The organism is Bradyrhizobium nitroreducens (genome assembly GCF_002776695.1).
Classification (GTDB): domain Bacteria; phylum Pseudomonadota; class Alphaproteobacteria; order Rhizobiales; family Xanthobacteraceae; genus Bradyrhizobium; species Bradyrhizobium nitroreducens.
The window spans coordinates 4,041,537-4,064,369 of sequence record NZ_LFJC01000003.1; the positions used below are offsets into that span (position 1 = coordinate 4,041,537).

Below are 22,833 nucleotides of genomic sequence, written 5' to 3' on the forward strand. Positions count from 1 at the left end.
CGATTACCATGCCTCGGCAAGACGGCCAATCGCCGGGCTCGCCGTCTCGATCGCCGCGTCCTTCCAGCCCGCGCGACCCGCACGCTGCCCCTTCTGGCGCAGCTTGCGCATGTCGCTCAGTCCCTCGATGTTGACGGCGGGGCCGGAGCCGACGGCCTCGACCGGCCGCGGCATCAGCAGCGCATCGAGCCGCGCCTGGCCGGAGAGGCCGAGCTGGTAGAACGTTCCGCCGTCCTTCTTCGCGAGCCAGGCCTCGATGCTCTCCTTGCCCTCGCCGTCGACCGCAATGTTCCGCATCATGCTGGCGCCGGTGAAGTCGTTGCAGCAGGTGTGGCTCGGTCCGTAATTGGTGACGGTCGCGGAGACGCCGCCGGTATAGAACACCACATAGGCGTTGCTGACATTGGCGTTGCCGGCCTGGCTCATCGTGAACACACCGCCCGGCTGGTAGAGCTGGAGCGTCGGCCAGTTCGACGGCGCCGGCGTGCGGTTGTTGAGCAACACCTGCTGGGTCGCCGTGGTGAGCATCAGCTGGCCCGGCACGTAGCCGTTGAGGATCGAGACGGTGTGCGCGTCGGTCCAGAAATTCGCATCCACCGCCCTGAACTGATTGACGATGATGCTGTCAGGGTCGATCGAGACGTTGGCATATTTGGCAACGCCGCCGTTGTAGCCGGTGATGTTCATGACCAGCGGGATCGCCGGATTTGACCGGACCTGCTCGCCCCTGACGTTGATCGTGTCGGCCGCGAGATCGAGCTCGCTCACGACGCTGACCCAGTTGATCGTCAGATCACCCGACGACCGCATCTTGACGACGTTGCCGCTGATCCGGTCGAACGCGACCGATCCGGCGACCTGGAAATGCGTATCGCCGTGGGCGGAGATCGACCCGCCACGCAGCGAGCCGGTGTCGGACGTGGCGTTGAGGTCGCCCGCATCGCCCGGGATTCCCGTCGTGGTGAGCTGGCTGAAGACGATGTCGTTCACGGCGTGCAGGGTCTGCGTGCCGCCGCTGATGGCGGTGCCGACGGTAATCCCTCCCGTCGTCGCGGTGACGTCGAGCGTGCCGCCGGCGTTGAGATTATCCCAACGAACGACCGTGCCGCTGAGGACCGCATTGCCGGTCGAGGCCGTGAGGCTATGACCGGTGTTGGCGCCCGCCGCGATCAACCTGGCCGAACCGTTGGCCGAGACCGAGCCCAGCGTCGGCGCGCCGCCCGATGTCACTGTCTGCGCGAGGATGAAACCGTTGTCCGCGTTGACGTTGACGCTGCCGGCATCACCATTGATGCCGGTCGCGGTCAGCGCGTTGAAGGTGACGTTGTCGCGGGCGTGGAGGGTCTGCGTGCCCCCGCTCTGCGCGGTCTGGAAGGTGATGCTGCCCTGCCCCGCGGTCGCGCCCAACGTCGTCCCGACATTGAGGACGTTCCAGTTGATCGGGCCGCCATTGGCCGTCAGCAGGCCGGAGCCGGTCGTGGCGGCAAGCGTGTTGCCCGTGATGGTCGTGGCGGCAAGCAGGGTCGCCGAACCATGAGCCGAGACCGAGCCTTGGCCCGTCGCGCCGCCGGACGCCACCGTCTGGGCCAGGATGAAGCCGGTGTCGGCGGTGACGTTGATGTTGCCGGCATCGCCGTTGATGCCGGTCGTGGTCAGCGCGTTGAACGTGACGTTGTCGCGGGCGCGGAGGGTCTGCGTGCCCCCGCTCTGCGCGGTCTGGAAAGTGATGCTGCCCTGCCCCGCCGTCGCGCCCAGCGTCGTCCCGGCATTGAGGACATTCCAGTTGATCGGGCCACCGTTGGCCGTCAGCAATCCGGAGCCGGTCGTGGCGGCGAAATTGTTGCCCGTGATGGTCGTGGCGGCAAGCAGGCTCGCCGAGCCATGGGCCGAGACCGAGCCGAGCGTGGTCACGCCGCCCGAAACCACGGTCTGGGCCAGGATGAAGCCGGTGTCGGCGGTGACGTCGATGTTGCCGGCATCGCCGCTGTTGCCGACGGCTGCGAGCGATTTGAACGTCACGTTCCCGCTGGCATGAACCATCTGCGAGCCGCTGCTGTCGGCGGTGCCGATGACGATGCTGCCGTTGTTGGTGACGGCGCTGAACGATCCGCTCGCGCCGGTCGCGGTGCCCGCCAGCACCTGGGCCAGCGTCAGCTCGCCAGTGCCGATGATATCGACATTGCCCTTCGCTGCGGACAGCAGGCTCACCTCGGTGTCGGTCAGAACCTTCACGTAGATGTCGCCGGCGCTGGCACTCGCCGACAGTCGCGTGGCGTTGAGGATGAACCGGCTGGTCGCGTTGCCGATGCCGTTCGATGCGCTCAGCGACAGTTCGGCGCCCGCGCCGGAGGCGACGAACTTGGTCTGGCCGTCGCCATTGTCGATGATCGCACCGAGCGAGGCGACGCCGCCCGCGGTGACGACGATCGACGGCGTGTTCGAAGCGGCCGCATAGGACAGCGACGAATTCAGCTGGCCGATGGTCGCGTCGCCGGTCGTCGTCACCGAGATCAATCCGGGCGCGTTGATGGCCGAATAGGCCCCCATCGACAGCGTCGCGGCGACCAGCGTCACGCCGCCCGTACTGCTCGTCGCAACCACCGGCGCCGCGCTGGTGCCGGCCGCGAAGCTCATGCCGCGGTTGGCGAGCAGTTGCATCAGGCCGTCGCTGGTGATGCCAGTATTGATGGTGAGCGCGCCGCGCGCCACGTTCAGCGTCAGGGCGCCGCCGGCGGTCAGCGTCCCATAGGGGCCGCTGGTGCCGACCGCGAGATCACCGGTCACCGCGAGAATGCTGAGATCGCCGACCGACGAGCCGGTCACTGCGCCCGAGATGTTCACCTGCAGCGGCTGGAAGGCCCCGCCGTTGAAGCCGATGCTGCCGCCGGCGCGCAGGTCGAGATCGGTGCCCAGAACGTGGATCGCGCTCCGGTCCGTGAAGTCGGCTTCGGCGTAGATGCTGCCGGTCGCCGCGAGCTGGATCGCATTGGCGGCGGAGATGTTGCCGAGGATCAGATCGCCGGTGGTCTGCTTCACGTAGATGCCTTGCGCCGACGACACGTGATCGAGCTGGTCGTTGGCGGGGTCGGCGAACGCGATCTGGATCGCGTTCGGGTTGGTCGCGGGATTGCTCCCGGCGGTTCCCGAGGGAGCGCCGACATTGCCACGCTCGGCGATCAGGGTCAGGTTGGCGATATCGCCTGAGATCACGGCCCCACCCACATTGGCGGAGATGCTGCTGACGGCGTCGAGCTTGACGTCGCCGCGGCCAGTCACCTGGATGCCGTTGGCTTGCGCAGCCGTGATCGGGCCGTAATTCGCGGTGACGCCGCCGAGCGAGAGGCTGTTCTTGCTGCCCAGATAAATATTGGTCAGCGCCTTCGCCGAGATCGCGATCGGGTTGTCGACGACAACGAGGTTCTGCTGCGACAGGCTGACGGTATAGGTCGTGACATGAGTGGTCGGGTCCGTCACCGCGCCGACGGTGAGCTGGCCGGGACCGGCCGAGGACAGCAATGTCCTCTGCTCCGGCGTCAGCGACGAGGCATCGACGCTGGTGAAGGTGAAGGTCTGGGGCGCCGCCGAATTGCCGACCGAGCCGCGCGGCGCGTAGAGCATGATCTGGTTGGCGCTGACATTGGCGATGACGTTCTCGTCGATCGGCGGCGGCGCGGCGCCAATCGACGACGACGACACGGTATAGGCCAGCTGGCTCTGCGTCCATTGCGCGCCCGCTGTGATGACGCCGTAGACCCGCTCGGTCGATGCGAGCGTGTAGCTATAGTTCGCATTGTAGGTGTTCAGCGCCGTCAGCAGCGCCGTGTTGGTGGGCATGCGCTGATTGGCCGTCGAGACGCCTTCGAACAGCTTCGTGAACAGCGTCGTCGACAGCGAGCTGCCGAACACCGTCCCCAGCGGATCCGAAGGAGCACTGCCAAGCAAGGTCGTCAGCGAGCTCTTGAGCTCGTCGGTGGTGATCTTGCCGAGCAGGAACTGATCTCGCAGGAACCGCGTAGTGGCCTCGACCTTCATGTCCGTCGTCGAGACGTTCGCGGGATCGATGCCGAGCTTGGCAGCCACCTGCGCCCGCAGCACCGTCAGGCCGACCGAAGTCGGCGCATAGGTGCTGCCGTTCGGGAAGGCGATGTTCCTGAGCTGGAAGTAGTCGTTGTAGGCCGACGTCACCATCGCCTGGTAGCTGTTGACGGCGTTGGTGGCGGCGTTGCCGCTGAGCAGGTCGAGGCTGGTCCAGACGTCCTGCAGATGCTGGCTCTGCGCCTGGGTGAGGCCGACCGCCGCTCGGCCGTTCAGGATGCTGGCCTGGTTGCCGTCGGAGCCGGCAGCCTCCAGGAACACCGGACCGCCGGTCGACTGGATCGTGCCGAGGCGCAGGTCGCCCTTGGACTGGATGATGTAGGTGCCGGTGGCCGAGGCACTGTCGAGCACGCCGCCATCGACGGCGCCGCTGGCCTGAACCGTCCCCGTCGCCTGGATCACCAGCGGATTGATATTGGTCAGGGTGGAGGCGTTGTTGACGACGGCGCTCGTCGCGCCGATCGCACCGGACGTGGAGTTGATCTCGATATTCTTGCCGATCACGACCGGGTTGGCGACGTTGTAGGCGGAAGCCGAGTTGATGTCGCCGGTCGCCGACAGGAAGACGTTGCCCTGCGGCGTGGCGCCCGCGGAATTCACCTTGACCTGGTTGATCGACAGCGCGCCGATGCCCGAGATCGCGATGTCGCGGTCGATCGAGCTGGCAGTCAGGCTGCCGCCATAGAGCTGCACCTGGACGGGCGCCTTGGTGGTGCCGAGCGTGCCGATGCCGCCGTCACCCCGAAGCGTCACGCTCGTCCCCGAGATCACCGGGTTGTTGGCATTGGCGCCGACCGTGATCGTCGAGTTGGCGCCGGTGGCGGCGAGCGTCGTCGCGCCCTGTTGGTTGTTGATCGACCCGTTGATGACGATGCCGGAGGTCGAATTGACCACGACGTCGCTGCTACTGCCGCCGGTGAACTTGATGTTGATCGGGTTCGACGCCTTGACGGTGTTGGTCAGAGTGAGCGTCAGATGATCATAGATCGCCTGGTACCAATTGTACTGGGCGTCCGCGCCGCAGCACTTTTCGGGGTGGGTGTTGAGCGGATTGATGTTGCCGTGCGAGTCTACGCCGTCGGCCCAGTGATAGCTGCCGGTGGCGGTGGTGACCTTCTGGTAGTTGCTGGCCTGCGTACCCGAAACCAGGCTGATCGAGCGGGTCCAGTTCTCCCCGGTGGTCTGATTGGGCGTGAAGTGCCAGCCGTAGTCGAACTGCGTGCTGTTCGTCGGTCGATCCACCGTGGCGGTGTCGACCCACTGGTAGAGCATGTTCGCCTGCGTCGCGTACTGGATACCGGCCGTGCCAGTCCGGGCTGTCAGCATCGACGGGTCGATCGCGGCCGCAGTGACGCTGTTGGTCTCGTATTTCGTTACCTGCTGGTTACTCGCGGCCTTGGGATCGTAGACATACCACGTCGTCTTGCCCTGGAGCTGGTCGACGATCTCGACCACGCTCTGGGCGGTGGCGGTGGTATTGATGGCGTTGGTGACGAGCGCAAGCCCGCTGGTGTTGTTGACCGTGACCGTGCCGGCGCCACCTTTGATCTCGATGTTTCCTTGCGTCTGGGTGTTGTCGGTCGATGTCGAGATGATCTTGCCGTTCAGATAGACGTAGCCGCCGGCACCCTGCGCAACACCGTTCAGGATGAGCTGGTCGGTCAGAGCGTTGTACCTGACCCCGATCTTGGCGTCGCCGCTGGCCGACGCCGTCACGGAGCCCGAGATGTCGTAATAGACGCCGTTGCGCGCATTGGCCTGGGCCGCGGCAAAGTCCGCGCCGCCGTTGCGGTTCTTGAGGCCGTTGCTGCCATAGATGGCATCGTACGCCGCGGCGCCGATGTTGACCGAGTAATTGCTGCTGGAGCCGGCCTGGATGGTGCCGTTGATGTTGATCACCGACGCCGAGATGATCACCGCCTGTCCGGTGATCGTCCGAGTGGACGTCGCGGTGGCCGGCGTATCCGCGGTCTTCGCCGTGATCGCATCCGGCTGGATGTTGATGACCTGGAAGAAGGCCGAGCAGCCCGCGCAGTTGAACGGCGTCTTGTACGGACCGCTATCCGCGTAGACGTTCCGCCCGTCATAGGTCGTTTTCTCCCACGGCGCAGTCGAGATGACCTGACTGGTCGGCCCCTCGATCTGCTGGAGCGTGCTGACGCTCGGTACGCTGCCGGCGTTGGGATTGCCGTTGCCGGGCGCGCCCTGGCCCATCGGCAGGAAGATCGACGAATAGAGCGAGGTGCCGTCGTAGAACGTCATCAGCATGCGCGCGGTGAAGATCGTGCTGGCGTCGGCGTTGCCGACGGGTTGATACACGCCGTGGCTGCCGTCGGTGCAGCAATAGTAGAAATAGGGGTGATCGGTTCCCGAAGCGATATGCGGAGCCGTATAGTAGTCGCCGTAGGCGCCGAGATAGGTCGCCGCCGTCATCACTGCCGTCAGCGCGTCTTCGGGCCTGTCTTCAGTGGTGGCCCATTGCGAGGTGACCGCGCTGCCGCTGTCGTAGAAGCTCCCGATACCGCCGAGGAAGGTGAAGGTGCCCTTGGGCACCACGATCTGGACGGTCGCGGCACTGAGCGACTGCGATGCGACGACACTGCCGAGATTGTTGATGATCTTGAGCAGGCCGTTGGCGTTGTTGACGGCGCCGTTGAAATAGATGTCGGGCGTGCGGGTCAGCACGTTGCCGTTCTGGTCGATGCCTTGACCGGAGTCAGGATCCAGACGGTTGTAGGTGGCGGAGACGTCGATGACCGGCGTCGCGCTCGGCATCGCGGTGAAGGTCACGTTGGAGTGCGAATCCGGGTCGACATGGTCGATCTGGCGATAGGTGATGTTACCTCCGGTCACCTCGGTGACCGTGAGGTTGCCCAGGCTCATGAAGTCGAGGCCCTTGTTCTCGATCTTGATCAATGGCGAGCTGCGCGCGATCACCGCGGGCGCGGCAGGATTGGTGCCGCTGTTTCCGGTGAGCTTCTGCGCCAGGATCGAGACGTTGCCGGCGGACACCAGGATGTCGCCGAACGCGAAGGCGTTACCGGGCGCGTCGGAGGTGAACGGCGCCTGCTTGATCAAGGTGTCGATCTGCCGTTGGATGTCGCCGGTCGGATCGGTGCCGGACGGCGACATGCTGGCGGGCGCCGTCGGCGTCGCCGCCGCGAGCTGGGCGCGGACCTGCCCCTCGGTGAGGCCGGTCAGCGATGCCAGCTGGTTGACCACCAGCTGGTAGGGATTGAAGTTGCCGACGATGGCGTATTGGACCGTCTGATGGTTCCAGCTCATCACCGGGCTGAAGTGATTGACGTCGGAGACGGACTCCAGGGTCAGCGCGGAGTAAGGGCTCGTCGTGCTCAGGGTCGGCGTGCCCGCGCCGAGCTCGATCGTGATCGTGACGTCGTTGTTGATGCCCGCCACCACCAGGCCGTTGAGCGCGACATCCCCGGTTCCGCTGGTGTGGCTGTGGTTGTCGCTGTTCTTGGCGCTGAAGATATCGAGATACGGATTGTAGTTGCTGCCGTTGCCGGTGGCCGTGACCTGGCCCTGCGTGGCGCCGAGATAGATGTCGCGCGCGCCGAGCACGCTCGAGGTCGGGGCCAGCGTCAGGCTGGTGGTGTCGTCGGCATTGGCCGTGCCGCGATAGAGCGTTGAGATCGGAATGGCGGTGTTGTTGTAGACCACCGTGGTTGCCGTCGCCTGGATGCTGCTGAAGACGGTGCCGTCACCGGACAGGCCGGCATACATGGTGATGTCACGCCAGGCCACGATCTTCGCGTTGTCGCCGACATTGACGGACTGGTTGGCGTGAACCCAGCTGTTGGTGCTGGCGCCGACGCCCGCGATCGCGCCGTAGAGGCTGGCATTGGCGTTGTTGGCCGCCGCCATCTTCGCGGCCGTGCCGACATAGATCTTGCCGGCGCTGAACAGCTCGCGGGCGTTGATGTTGACCGCGAGCGTGGCATTCGCCGTCATGTTGGATTCGGCGCCGCCGCCGGCGAAGAAGCTGGCGGTAGCGAGGCTCGCGGTATCGTTGGTGTTCAGCGTGTTGTAGGCCTCGATGTTGATCACCGCGGTCGAGGTCCTGGGATCGTCGTTGAGGCTCAGCACCGTGCCGGCGCCGATATTGGTGGTGACGCGCTGGGTCACGAAGGACTCGCTCAGCGCCGCCGCTCCCGAGAACGAGCCGCCCGAGCCCGATCGCGCGCCGCCTCCGGCCTGATTGACGATGTCGTTGGCGATGACGACCATGTCGCCGGCCGCCGAGTTGATGATCAGATGCGTCCCTACGTCCGCCGTGGTGGTGGAATCGACCTCATTTCTCGCCTTTCCGGCGGAAACGCCCGCCGTGGACGCCTGATAGGCGTCGCCGCTGGCCGCGTAGTTCGTGGTGTGCGTCGCCTTGATCGTCAGGCCGCCGAGATAGATCGTGTCGTCCGCCGTGCCGCCGTCGAACCGCGCGTTCGTCACGGCGGTCGAGCTCGTGGTGGCGACCGCCGCGGCGCCGGCATAGGTGCCACCGGCGCCGACCGTCGCGTTGGAGACGTTGGTATCGGTACCGGTGGCCGTGATCCGGAGGATGCCGGTATAATTGCCGTGGTTGAGATTATCCATGTCCGCCGGCGCACCCAGATAGGCATAGGTGTGTGCGCTGGACGATGTCTGCGCGACGGTCGCGCCGAGCGCCAGGAACCCGCTCGAAAGGCCGGTCCCCTCGGCGTACTGGGCGCTGTCGTTCTCGGCTGCGATGGTGACGTTGGCGTTCGGCAGCCGGATCCCCGTCCCGCCATAGGCGTTGACCGTCGCGTTTTCGGACGCCACGGCCAGGCTGCCCTGCGCGCCGATCAGCGAACCGCCGCCGCCTGCGAGCGCCTTGGCCCAGGTCGTGGTGCCACTGGTCGGAACCAGCGCCATGGCGGTCACCGCGAGCGCACCGCCTGAGAAGCTGGCGTTGTCGCCGACATCGGCCGTCACCGTGGCGCCGACCGTGGACTTGGCGATGGCAACGCCGACGGCAGCGCCGCCGACCGAAACACCGATCGCCTCGCTTGCAAGATTGGGCGTGATGGACGCCGAGACCAGCGTACCGGCGCCGGCCGCGGACGTCGTGATCGAGGCACTGCTGCCGATCTCCGCCAGCACGGACGAGTTCTCATGAGCCTCCGCATCCGCGCCCACGCCGGCGACGATGCCGCCGCCGAGTGCGGTTGCCGTCGTCGTCAACGTGCCCGCCCCGCTTGCTCCAACTGCCAGAGTCGCGACGTTGACGGTGGAGCCGTTCAGCACCCGCGCGGCGACCGAGCTCGTTCGGCTTGCCGTTGCGACCGATGCGCCGACCGCCACGGCGCCGCCGGTGACGCCGCCGGTGAAGACCACTTGGGTCGTCGAATCCTGCGCCATGACGGCGGCGCCATTGCCGGTGCCGCTCGCGCCGGTGATCTGGCCGCCGAGCAGGGCCACCACGGAGTTGCTGACATTGCCGACCGCCACGGCGGCCTGAGCGCCGAAGTAGAGCGCCGCACCGCCGGCGATCGCCTCGGTATCGATGGTCTTGCCACTATAGGGGCCGGTATTGGCGTCCTTGACGACGGCCGTAACAGTGACGGACGGCGACGAGACGGCCAAAGGTGTATCTGCCGCCACCAGCACGCCGGAGCCGTTGCGTCCGTAGTCGCTGAGATTCGCGAGCACGGTGCTGTTGACGCTGGTGTAGCCGATGCCGGCCCCGATGCCGAGATTCTTCGCAAAGCCGGCGCCGAGCAGATACATCTTGGCCGCATTGGCGCTGGTGGCAGCGACATTGACCTGCGTGCCCGTGACGTTGCCGCCCGCGATCTGCGCGACGACGGCGTCGTTGCCCCCGCTCAGCACACTGCTGACATCGTAAGTCGAGCTGACATTGGCACTGTTCGGATTGCCGGCGGTGCCGCTGGCGACCGCACCACTGCCATGCGTGTTGCTGGTGCCGCTGTTGACGGATGCGATGGTGCCGTTGCCACCCTGATTGAGCTGGCCGGTCTGCTGGCCCTGGGTGTCGGCGTCGGCGGTGTTGGTGCCGATGATGATGACGCCGACAGTCGCGCCGATGCCGACGCTGCCGCCAATGCCGGCGGTGACCGCGTAGGACAGCACCTCCTTGGTGCTGAGCGCATTGACGTTGATCGCGCCTGACGAGTTCAGATTGCTGTTCCAGCTCTCCGCGACGGTCCGGCTCTTGAAACTGATCACGTTGGCGGCGGCACCGACGCCGACCCCTCCTCCGCTGGCGCCGACCGCGAGCGCGCCCGCGATCTCCTTGATCGCGACGTCCTCGTTGGCGTTGACCGTGACCGCGCCGGCCGCGCCGCCCGTCACCCCCTGCAGCGTGGTGTCGTAGACGCCGGCGATGGTGGTGTTGTTGGCGATCTCGATGTTCGCCATCCCGGCGATCGCGGCGGTGCCGGTCGAGAGCGCGCCGCCGATGGCATAGGCCTCGAAGCGGTTCTTGGTCTTGGCCTCGACGTCGAGCGCGCCGCTCAAATTGAGCGCGGTGGTGTGCGCGGCGCCGTTGCCCTGATAGCGGAACTCATCGCCGACATAGGCCAGCGTCCGGTTCGAGGAGACCTGGACCAGGAACGCGGCGCCGATCGCGGCCTGGCTGCCATAGGCGCCGGAGCCGTTCGCGGAGAAGATGCCGGTGCTGTTGTTGGCGTTGACCGTCAGCGACGAAGCGGTCAGCGCGCCGCCGTCGACATAGGCTTCCGTGGTCGCCTGGAAGACGTTCAGGCCGACCGAGCCGGTGTTGAAGCCGATCGCAATCGAGGATGCATCCTGTTCTGCATTGGCCTTCACGGTCACGGCGCCGACCGTCTCGCTCGACGACTGGACGCCGCCGACCGTGGCATTGGTGACATAGGCGAAAGTTTCGCGCGACATCGTCGTCGAGACAATCGTCGCGCCACCGCCGCCGCTGCTGCCGTAGGCGATGCCAGCGCCGAACGCGCCGGAATAGGAGAAGCTCGACGCGGCCACCTCGATCTGCGGCTTGAGCGTCGACGAGGTCAGACGCGTGTCGATGGACGCGCTGTCGATATAGGCTCGTGTCGCCCCGCTCATCACGTTGGTGATCGGGTTGATCATGATCGAGATGCCGCCGCTCGCGGCGACCGACGCGACGTTGGTCACGGCCGCCTGGTGCGAGCTCGCGACCACGGCAAGGCCGCGCAGGACGTCCTGGTTCTCGGTGAGGTCGGGCGTGGTGTCGGTCGGCGCGTGGGCCGTGCCGAGATCGAAGGCATGGACGAGCGTGCCGTTGTTGACCGACAGCGTATCGGTGCTGCTGGTCCCGAGCGCGTCGACCCTGGTGTTCACTCCCGCGATGTAGGCGGCGGTGGTTCCGGTGATCTGGTTGGTCACCAGCGAACCCGCGCCGCCGGCCGCGCCCTTGCTGATCGACAGGGCGCCGGCGAACACGGCCGCCTTATCGTTGTTGCCAGCGACCACGCCGACATTGTTGGTGGCCGTGACATCGGCTCCGTTGATGCCGTTGGTGCCGGCGGCAGTGATGTTGGCGGTGACGTTGGTCCCCATCAGATTGGTGGCGACCGAACCGGCGAGCCCAACCTGCGAGGACATCGCAATGCCGACGGCGACAGTCAAGATGGCGGCATTCGAATTCGCACCGACGGCGACGCTACCGGATGCGGTCAGCTTGGAGCCGGTGACGCCGGCGCTGACATTGTTGGCGATGCTGCTGTAGACCAGCGCCAAGCCCGCGGCGCTGCCTTGCGTCGAGGCGCCCGCGATCGCGGCGGTTCCGGTGATGCTGGAATTGTCGGTCGCGTTGACGGAAATGTTCTTGGCCGTGACGCTCGATTGCGTCGTGCTGGACAAATTGTTGCCGATGGCCGCCGAGACGGTGTTTCCGATCGAGCTGATCGTGGTGCCTCCCACGCCCGCAAACTGTCCGGTCGCGAGACCGAAGCCGATCGTGACCGCCTGGATCTTGGAAGAATCGACCGCGCTCACGCTGACATTGCCGTTGCTGCCGGCCGTCATCAGCACATTGGCGATATAGGCCGAGTGCGTCGTCGCAACGGTGTTGTAGACGATCGAGGCGCCGACATTGTTCTTGCCGGCCTGGATCAGGCCCGCAACGGAGACGATGCTGGCGCCCGGACCGTTGCCCGTGCCGTCGTTGAGCGCAGCCGCGCTGAAGTCGATGCAGTTCTGCCCGCCCGTGCCGCCGGCGACCGTGCAGGTATCCGTGGCGAGATGATTGTTGTTCGACTTCCTGACGAGATTGCCGAGCGCGGTGTCAAGCGCCGACACCGCGCCGCTGTCCGCCAGCACCGTCACGCGGCCGACATTGATGCTCACCGTCGAGCCGCTGTTGATGTAGGCCGTGGTGGTCGGCGTGATCTCGCTGACGACGACGGCGCCGGCAAGGCTGTTGGCGCTGGCCCCTCCCCCGCCCGAGGCCGCACCAGCCGCAATCACGCTGGCGCTGTCGGCCAGCACCAGCAGGCTGTCGTAGTTCGAGATCCCTGTGCTGCGGATATGCGCGTCGGTCGCGTTGCCGCCGGTGGGATCGCCGATCGACGCATAGGTCAGCCCGATGCCGACGCCGGCCTGGCCGCCCGAGATATAGAGCGAGCCGCCGCCGATCGCGATGTTCGTGGTCTGATAGGCGTCGACCTCGAGCGCGCGATTGACGCCGGTCGCCTGGCCCGTGATCGTCGAGCTCTCGATATAGGCGTTGGCGCTGTCCGTGATGATGCCGACCGAGGCCGACAGCGAGGCCGCGTTGGATTTCGATCCCGCCACGCCGATGGCGACGATGGTCTCCGAGCCGCCGTTGAGCGCCTGAACCGTCACCGAACTCTGGTTGTTCATGGTGGTGCCGTAGATGTAGGCGAGCGTCGCGTTGTTCGACATCGCCGCGGCAATGGCACCGCCGATCGCAGCTCCCTGGGCGGATGCCCCGGCCAGATTGAGTGCCGCCGAACCGGAGCCACTGTTGAGCATCGTGTCGTTCAGGGCCTGAACGATCGTGCTGGTCGTGACGGTGCCAGCCGTCGTGTACTTGTTGACCGTCGTGTTCCTGATATAGGCGCTGGTGCCGAGCGCGACGTCGCCGATCGACGAACTGCCGGCGAGATCGATACTGAAACCGTCGGTGCTCGAGCCCGAGCTCGAGCCGATCTTGCTCGCGGCCGTCGCCACGCCGGCGGCCCCGCCGGTCGCACCTGCACCGGCGGCTCCCGCCTTGTCCGAGAAACTGGAGGCCTGCGGCTCGGAGATCGAAGCCGCGACCGCTGCGGTCGTGATGCGTCCGGACGTGGTCGCACTGATCGTGAGATTGTCGACGTTGACGGCCCCGCTGCCGCCGCCATTGCCGGCGAACGGATCGTCGGCGCTGAAGGGACCGGGCCTGATATCGGAATGATTGTCGCCGATATAGGCCGACGTGTCGGTGTTTGCACCGAGATAGGCGACCGCCAATCCGACGGCCGAACCGCCGCTGGTGTTCCGGCTCATTGCCCCCGCCAGCGTGATGACCGACAGGTCCTGCTGCGCCAGGATTCCGACCGTCGGAGCGTAGACGGTTGCCTGGCTCGATATCGAGGCATGAGTCGTGTTGTTGAGGAAGCCGAGCGAGGTGATGCCGTTGAGCGCCAGGGCGCCCGCAGCCTTGCCGGACGTCGGAGCAACCGCAATGAACTGATCGGAGGTGATGGCGTTGACGGCGATATCGTCCGCCGCCCGCACCGTCGCGCCGTCCGAGATGCCGGCGATGGTCCTGGTGTTGAACTGAACGAGATTGAGCGCGCCGCCGACCGAGGAGCCGCCCGACGTGTTGCCGGGCAGGAAGCCGAGCGTACCGACATTGCCGGCCGCGTCGATCGAGGCCGTGGTCGTGGTCGCCGCGATCTGGATGCTGGTGTCGTAGGTGTGGACGTCACCGTTGTTGACCGTCGCGGACCAGCTGCTGCCGCAGGCCGCGGTGGTGCAAGTCGCGGTCAGACTCGCGCTGCCGGCCACCCACGCCGTCGTGTTGTTGTTCACGACGAAATGGTTCAGCGAGCCGGCGATACCGATCGTGTCGCCGGCGTCGGCCGTAGCGTTGGCATAGCTCGTCAGGATATTGCCGCCAACGCCGAGATTGCCGTTGAGATGGCCGAGGACCTCGGTCAGTCCGTCCCACTTCAGCCAGGTATTGGTGATCGGCATCGAGGTGGTGGCGTCAACGGCGATGTTGGCCGCGTTGACGGTGGTGCCGCTGCCGATATAGGCGTTGGAATTGTGGTTGAAATTGCCCCAGGCGACCGCCGCGCTGATCGCGACGCCCTCGCCGCTGGTAACGTCCTTGGTGATCGCGGAAGCCGTCGCATTGCTGCGCACGCCCCGATCGATGAGAGTGCTGACGACCGCGACGTTGCCGCTGACATAAAGGCTCGGCGCGCCGCCGCTCGGATTCTGGCCGATCGATGCCGTCGCGTTTTCGGTGCTGTTGGCCAGCGACAGCGCACCGGCGGCCTTGAAATTGAAGTCCACCGGCATCAGCGAGACCATCTGCTGAGCCATCATCCCCGTCAGGCTGGGGCTGGAGACCAAGAACTCCTGGATCGCGCCGACCAGGGCCGGCGTACCGACAATGGTCGACGCCATGGTCGAGTTGCTCGTCGTGTTCGAGGTCGCCTCGACCAGAACGGAGCCGTTCATCCGCGACGACGCGCTGGTGCCCAGCGACGAGCCGAGCTTCGCGTTTGCGGATGTGGTGACGTCGCTGATCGCGAGCGCCCCGCCAACACCACCGCTGGCGGTCGGCGTGCTCAGCGCAACCGACGTGGCGCCGGTCGAGAACGAGTTGTTGTTGATCGCCCGCACTGTCAGCGAGTTGCCGGATGCATTCACGGTGCCGACGGAAAGGTTCGCGCCGGTCCCGACATTGGCCGTGGTCGAGACCGAGCCGGTGGAATAGGCCACCGTCTCGACGAATTGCGCGCTGGAGGTCGCTGCGACCGCGGTAACGGCCAACGTTGCATCGTTGATGGCGTGGATGCCGAGGTTGCCGCCTGCGCTGATCGTGGCGCCGGAGGCAACATTGGTGCTGACATTGCCGTCGATCTTGCCGACGACAGCGGCGGCGCCGATCGGCGAGCCGCCGATCAAGGTGCTCGCAATCGCCGGATCCTGCGCCGTCTCCGAACCATGCGAGGCGATGGAGACGTTGCCGGTGCCGTTGATGTTGGCGTTGCCGTTGATATTAACCGTCGCGGTGGCGCTCGCGGCCACGTAGCCGCCGTTGATGCCGAGCATCGAGGCCGCGAGCGTGGTGCCCACCAGCGTAAAGAGGCCAGGGACCGAGCTCGTAAAGCTGGACGACGCCGTCGAGACCGATGCGATCGTGATGTCACCGCCGGTGATCCGGCCGTCGACCGTAATTCCCGACGTCGCAGTGGCTTGGCCCGACAGCTTGCTGTCGCTCGCCGTCGCCGCGAGCGTCACATTGCCGCTGGTGTAATGCGTGCTGGCGGCGTTGACGGCCTGCGCGAGAATTTGCGCGCCGTTCTGGATATCGATTATCCGCGCCTCTATCCGGATGTCGTTGGCATTGCCCGTCGAATAACCATTGGCATCGAGACGACGGGTATCGACCACCGCGTGGGCCGCCAGCGTGACCGAGTTGTCTGCCTGGATGAGGTAGGTGGCACCGGCGCTGAGCCCGTTGATCGCAGCCGCGACGGAGCTGTTCGACAGCGTCACGCCGGTATCGCCCTGGGCGGCATCACCAACCACGAGGTCGGTCGGATCAATCAGAAGCGTGCCCGCCTTGCCGTTCGGCGCGGCGAGGTTGACCTTGATGCCTTGGCCGATGTCGATCACCCCGTTCGCGCTGAAATCGACGAGGCCGGCATTGCCGGTCTTCGCGCTGGCGTTGAACCTGGCCCCACCCGTCACCGTCAGATTCTGCGCCGCTTTCAGGCGGATCTCGCCGGCATCGCCGGTCTTGCTGGCAATGTTCAGCCGGGCGTTCTTGCCGATCTCGATGTTGTTGCCGGCCTGCACCGTGATGTTGCTCGGCGTCGAGGTCTTGCTGCGCGCTGTCAGGCGTCCGTTGACGCGGGCGTTGTTGACGGCGCCGATATGGATCGAGCCGTTGCTGACGGTGATCGCGCTGGCGCTGCGCAGGCCCTTGGAATTGACGGAGGCCGCGAACTTCGCGGCGTGGTCGAGATTGGCGATGTCGCGCTGGCTGGCGCCGCCGACGAAGACGTTCTGCCCGGTCAGGCGGACGCCGTCGATCGCATTGACGCGGCCGTAGATGCGGATGTTGCCGTCAGGCGAGACCGGGAACGAGCCCGCCATCAAATTGCCGACCGCCGACTGGTTGATCTGCCCGCCCGCGCCGATCAGGCTGTCGGTGAACTCGCGCGTCGGCGTCGAGACGTTGAGACTGCCGACATTGACCACGCCGCTGCGACCGACCACGAAACCCTTGGGATCGGCGAAATAGACGTTACCGCCGATCGCGCCGTTCATGTAGGAGTTCAGCGTGCCGTTGACGTAGACCGGCGCGTCGCGAACGATGTTGACGAGATTTTGCGTCCCCGTCGGCAGCTGCAGATTGACGGTGTTGCCCTGCCCGACGCTGAACTGCGAGAACGAGTTGAAGGCACTGTTGCCCGAGACCGTCGACGTCGTGACATTGGTGACGCTGCCGGAGGTCTGCAGGGACGTTCCGGTGCGTCCGTCCGGGAGGATGACGTTGGCCGTCTGCGCCCGGACGCGGACGCTGTACACCGGCAGGAAGACCATCTGCATTGCGCAGAGCAGCGACATCGAACGAAAGCGCGAAAGCTTCCGCAACGTCGTCAGCTCGTCATCGTCTCGCGCCGCAGATGGTCCGCGCATGTCAGATCCTCTTCATCGGCATTGGCGCCGATCCACAACCGGGTGGGAGAATGTCGTGCGATCCGGGCATCAGAACTGGCCGGGCGGCAGCTTGAAGATGTCGGGGCTCTTGGCGTCGGCGACGTAGAACAGCAGCAGGCTGGTCGGGGTCAGCACACGCTGGTTGTTCTCCTTGTTCTCGAACGTGCCCTGCAGCAGCAGGATCACCGAGCGATCCTTGGCGTCGCTGCCGCGGAACATCACGATGCCGCCGGCGACGGGCATGTTGACCGCGATGGAATCGGGCTTGAAGCCTTCACCCATGAAATGGGCGCGCAGGATGTTGGCGTTGGAGAACAGCTTCTCCGGCGTGATCGCGGCGTCGGTTCCCTTCGACCAGACCGCGCCGACCTGGATCAGCGACTTGGACTTGTAGCCGAACACGTAGGACAGCTCGGCGGTGCCGCCGTTCGGCAGCAACTCCGGAACGGACAGCAGGATGCTGTGCGTCAGCTCGGCCGCGTTGTCCTGCGCCCTGATGGCGTCGGGCTTGGCGTTGAAATCCTTCGCCATCGCCGCGCGTACATCGGCCTCGTTCATGCCGAACTTGGCGGAGCGGAATCCGTCGATCGCCTTGCTCTTGTCCTCCGCGCCCGGCGCCTCGGCCGACGGCGCCCCCGCGGCAACGGGCGTGCCGGCCGCAGCGGGAGCACCAGCCGCAGCGGCCCTGGGGGCCGGCGCGGCCTTCTGCTTCGGCACGGCGCCCTGAGCCGCGAGCGGCCCGGCAGCAACGGAGGTGAGCAGGCCGACGACGGCCGGAATGAGATAGATCTTGCGCATCGAAAACCTTCGAAACAACTTGAAACAACGCTTCAAAAATCGGCAGCTGCGAAATCGGCTCCCCCGAACCGTCACCGCAACCGAGACGGAAAATGTTGCAACGCCACAAGGCGTTACAAGGCGCCACCGAGGAGACAAGGTTCGAAACAGCGACTCTTTGGCTGCGTAGGAATACGGTATCGGGCTGCCAAACGCTGCGAATGAACATTCACAAGCGCATTTTTTGATCAATTGTGGACACCGGCCGTTCGCGCTAAGCAACAAACCGGGGCAAGCCATATGCAAAGAATTCCATGACCGAACGGCGTTCCGCTTTCTCGGTCGATCGCCGCGGCTTCATTCGCCTTGCGGGAGCAGGTGCCGCAGGATGGATCGCGCTCGGCGCAACGTCGGATCGCATGCGGATCGTCGCATCCTTGACCGCATTGCCGCTCGACGACGAGCTGACAAGGCGGAGCATGATCGACAGCCCGACCTCGCGCCTCGGCGGCCTCATCGCCGGCTTGAGGCAGCGCGGCTGGGTCGAGGGCGTCAACTTCCGCCTCGAGCTCCGTTCGAGCTTCGGCCCGCCCGACCGGTTGAAGGCGGCCATTCAGGAGCTGCTGGCACTCCAGCCGGATGTGATCCTGACGGGATCGACGATTGAGACCGCAGCTGTCCTTGCCGCAACGAAGACCATTCCAATCGTGTTCGCGACCGCCAACGATCCCGTGGGCAACGGCTTCGTCGAAAGCCTGGCGCATCCCGGCGGCAACGTCACCGGCTTCACCAGCAGCACGGCCGAGATGGGCGGCAAATGGCTGCAGCTGATCCGGGAAGCCGTGCCTGACATCGCCCGCGTCGGCATCCTCTTCAACCCCGCGACCACCCCTCGCGGCGGGCGCTTCTTCCTCGACTCGATCGAGCAGGAGGCGGCCGAGTCCGGGGTGTCTGCGGTCGCCGCCCCCGTCAACGCGGTTGCGGACATCGACGACGCCGTCAGGCGCTTCTCCGAACCGCCCAAGGCGGCGATGATTGCGCTGGTCGACAGCTTCCTCGTCGTCAACCGGCAGGCGGTCATTGCGGCGGCCGACAAGTATCGCGTGCCCACGATCTATCCGTTCCATTATTTCATGGATGCCGGCGGATTGATGAGCTATGGACCGACACTGGAAGTGCGCTCGGCCGACTATGTCGATCTCATCCTGCGCGGCACCAAGGCCGGAGATCTGCCGGTGCAATCGCCGCGGAAATACGAGCTGCTGATCAACCGCACGGTCGCGCGCACACTCGGATTGACCATCCCGTTCACGCTGCTCGCGCGCGCCGACGAGATTCGCGAGTGAACGAGACGCCCGACCAGGGACCTTTGCGCACGCCTCCCGGCCGGCTGTTCCGCAAATATCTCTACTCGATCGTCGCCCTCGCCTTTGCGGCGCTCGCCATCAATACCGGCTTCGACGTCTGGTTCTCCTATCGCGAGCAGAAGCAGCTCCTGGCGGCAACCCAGCGCGAGCAGGCAGCCTCCGCCGCGATTCAGATCGGCCAGTTCGTCGGCCAGATCGAGAACCAGATCAGATGGCTCGCACGCCTGCCGCCGGAGCTGTCGACCAACGAAGACGAGCGCCTGAACGCCATCCGTCTGTTGCGCCTCTCGCCGGCGATTGCGGAAATCGCCGAGCTGGACTCGCGAGGACTGGAGCAGCTGCGCGTGTCCCGCCGTGTTGCAGACAAGGTCGGCAGCAAGACCGACCTTTCCGCCTCGCCCGCCTTTCGCGGCGCCAATGAAAGCCGCGCCTATTACGGGCCGGTCTACTTCTTCGCCGACACCGAGCCGTTCATGACGCTCGCCACGCGCGGCGTCGGCCGCAATCCGAACGTGATCGTCGCCGAGGTCAATCTGCGTTTCATCTGGGACCTCGTTGCCGGCATCAGGGTCGGCAACACCGGCAAGGCCTATGTGGTCGATCGCATGGGAGTCTTGATCGCGCATCCCGATTTGTGGCGGGCCCTGCAGCGCAGCGATCTCTCCGGCCATCCGGACGTGCGCTCCGCGCTCGATGGCGTGGGCCCGCCCTCGGGAGGATTGGTCAAGGAGGATCTGACCGGTCAACGCGTGCTCTCGACCTATGCGACGGTCCCCTCGCTCGGCTGGCTGGTGTTCGTCGAGCTGCCGCTCAGCGAGGCCTATGCGCCGATCTATGCATCGATCGGCCGTTCGACCTTCCTGCTCGTCGTCCTCTTGATCGGTGCGGTGCTGGTCTCTCTCTTTCTCAGCCGGCGCATGACGGGGCCGATCCAGCTCCTGACCCAGGGCGCGCGGCGGATCGGCAGCGGCGATCTCGGCCTGCGGCTCGCGATCAAGACCGGCGACGAGCTGGAAGCGCTCGGCGACCAGTTCAACCGCATGGCCGCGCAGTTGCGCTATTCCTACGCGACGCTCGAGCGCAAGGTGGTGGAGCGTACCTCGGAGCTGGAAAAGGCGCGCGACCACGCGCTTGCCGAGCACGATGCCGCCGAGCGAGCGCGCAGCGTGGCGGTCGCGGCCAACGAGACCAAATCGCGCTTCCTCGCCGTCGTCAGCCACGAGCTGCGCACGCCGCTGAACGGCGTCATGGGCGTGCTGCAACTGCTCGACGACGGCAGCCTCGGTGACGCGCAGCGGCGCCACCTCGCGACCGCTGCCGCGTCGGGCGAAACGCTGATCGCGCTGGTCGATGCGGTGCTGGAATATGCCCGCCTCGAGGCCAGCACCGAGATGCTGGAGACGCGCGACTTCCGTCTCCACCAGCTCATCGAGGCCGCCGCCGACCTGATGCGTCCGCAAGCGGTCGACAAGGGCCTGACCTTCGACCTCGCATGCGATGCGACGGTCAACACCGCCGCGCACGGCGATCCGGTCCGCCTCAATCGCATCCTGCTCAATCTGATCGGCAACGCCATCAAGTTCACGCCATCGGGCGGGATCGCCGTGAACGCGGCGGCCGAGCAGCACGACGATCATATCCTGCTGCGCATCACCGTTCGCGACACCGGCATCGGCATCGCCCCCGACATGCACGAGCGGATCTTCGAGGACTTCGTCCAGGCCGACGACAGCGTTGCACGACGGTTCGGCGGCACCGGCCTCGGCCTCGCCATCGCCCGCCGCCTCAGCCGCCTGATGCGCGGCGAGCTGACGGTCGAGAGCACACCGGGCGCGGGCAGCACCTTCGCCCTCGAAGTGCCGCTGGGGCTGGCCGCGAGCGGCATCGCGCAAGGCGCGTTGCCGCCGCCGTCGCGGCAGCTGCGCGTGCTCCTGGTCGACGACGATCCCGTCAATTGCGAGGTCGGCGAGGCGATTCTGAACCGGCTCGGGCACCGCGCCACGATCGCTAGGAACGGCGCCTCGGCCGTCGCGCTGGCCCGCGATCAATCATTCGACGTCGTCCTGATGGACCTGCACATGCCCGACATGGACGGCGTGGAAGCGGCATCGCGGATCGGCAAGCTCGGCCTGCCGAGGATGCCGCGCATCATCGCCGTGACCGCCGATGTGTCGCGCAGCGCGCGGGAGCGGCTCGCCGCAGCCGGCATCGCCAAGGTCGTCAGCAAGCCGATCCTGATCAACGCGCTCCGGGAGGCAATCGAGGACACCCCGGACGCGCCGGCCACAGCCCAACTCGCCGCGGGCGCGTTGATCGACCGGCATTTTCTCGACGACCAGAAGGAGTTGCTGGGTCCGACGCAGATCGCAAAGCTGCATCATCTGCTGCAAGAAACCAGCGACAAGCTGATCGCGGACATCGCCAAGGCCGCAGCGAACGGCGATCGCAAGCACCTCGCGCGGCTCGCGCATCAGCTCGGCAGCGCCGCCGGCGCGCTCGGCCTCGTCCGCCTGTTCGAGCGCAGCCGCGAGCTCGAGGAGACCGCACCAGCGCTGTCCGCGTCTGAATGCCAGAGCGCCGCGCAAGACCTCGCCGCGCTTCAGAAGGCATCGATGAGTGCGTTGAGTGATTTGCTTGGGCCGGCCGAGCAGCTCCCGATCAGCTAGGACGTGCTCTGGCGGACGCAGGATGTGCCGCCGACATCAGATAGTCGGCATCGGCCGCGACGCGTTTCTCGAGAAAGCCCATGACCGCCTTGATGCGGGCAATGTGCAGCAGGTCCTCGTGAACGGAGAGCCAGATGTCGCGGACGGAGAAATAGCTCGGCAGGATCGGACGCAAATCCTTGTTGTGGGCCGCCACATAGGACGGCAACATGGCAATTCCGACCCCGTTCGATGCAGCCATGTACTGGGACACGAGACTGGTGCTGCGAAACACGACATGAGCCGGCCGCAGGATGTCGGACAGCCAGCGGTTCTCCTTGATGTGGATGTGCTCGTCGATGAAATCGACGAAGTCGTGGTTGTCGAGGTCCTTCAGATCCGCCGGGGTTCCCGCACGCTGCAAGTAGGGATCGGAGGCGTAGAGGAAGATCCGGAACTCGCCGATCTTCTTGACCGAGAGCCGCCGTCCCTTCGGCCGGAAAAAGCTGATGAAGATGTCGGCCTCGCGGCGCGTCATGTCGAGCAGGCGTGTATCGGTGATCAGCTCGACCTGGATCGAGGGCCACGCCTTGCTGAAGGCGGCCATGCAGCTCGTCAGATACATGCTGCCGATGCCTTCCATGGCGGCGATGCGCACCGCTCCGGCGGCGTCCGCCTTCTCGGAGCCGACCACCGTCTCGATGATGGCGTTGGCGTTGTTCTCCATGCCTTCGGCGAACTGGAGCAGCCGCAGGCCCGCCTCGGTCAGGGCGAAGCCGGACTTGCTGCGCTTGAACAGCGTGGTGTTGAGGCTGCGTTCGAGCTCCCTCACCCGCCGGCTGACGGTGGTATGGTCGACCTTCAGCTTCTGGCCGGCGCGAACGAGATTGCGGGTACGTGCGACCTCCAGGAAGAAGATCACGTCGTCCCAATTGTAACGCAGCGTGCGCGCAGCCTTTGCCATTTCGGCCGTCCTGATATGCCCGTTCGCGAGCTTCGGCATCTGACTCTCGCCAGTTTCGGGCATATCAGCA

The 22,833-nt window shown here is 65.9% G+C and carries 5 protein-coding genes; 2 read left to right on the plus strand and 3 right to left on the minus strand.

Going from position 1 to position 22,833, the window contains the following annotated elements:
- Positions 1–3: 3 nt before the first annotated feature.
- Positions 4–16,989, minus strand: coding sequence for a leukotoxin LktA family filamentous adhesin (locus TSA1_RS19510; RefSeq protein WP_100177777.1), 16,986 nt, complete (start codon positions 16,987–16,989; stop codon positions 4–6).
- 69 nt (positions 16,990–17,058) lie between these two features.
- Positions 17,059–17,808 (minus strand): hypothetical protein, encoded by a 750-nt coding sequence (locus TSA1_RS19515; protein ID WP_100177778.1) that lies wholly within the window; start codon positions 17,806–17,808, stop codon positions 17,059–17,061.
- 293 nt (positions 17,809–18,101) lie between these two features.
- On the opposite strand from TSA1_RS19515, the gene TSA1_RS19520 reads away from it, so the two are divergent.
- Positions 18,102–19,133 carry an ABC transporter substrate-binding protein gene (locus tag TSA1_RS19520; RefSeq protein WP_100177779.1) on the plus strand — a complete coding sequence of 344 codons (1,032 nt, stop codon included), beginning with the start codon at positions 18,102–18,104 and terminating at the stop codon, positions 19,131–19,133.
- Complete coding sequence (locus TSA1_RS19525; RefSeq protein ID WP_100177780.1) at positions 19,130–21,820, plus strand: hybrid sensor histidine kinase/response regulator; 2,691 nt, start codon at positions 19,130–19,132, stop codon at positions 21,818–21,820. The genes TSA1_RS19520 and TSA1_RS19525 overlap by 4 nt, the downstream gene beginning before the upstream one ends.
- On the opposite strand, the gene TSA1_RS19530 is transcribed toward TSA1_RS19525, so the two are convergent.
- Positions 21,813–22,802 (minus strand): LysR family transcriptional regulator, encoded by a 990-nt coding sequence (locus TSA1_RS19530; RefSeq protein WP_245448357.1) that lies wholly within the window; start codon positions 22,800–22,802, stop codon positions 21,813–21,815. The genes TSA1_RS19525 and TSA1_RS19530 overlap by 8 nt on opposite strands.
- Positions 22,803–22,833 lie beyond the last annotated feature (31 nt).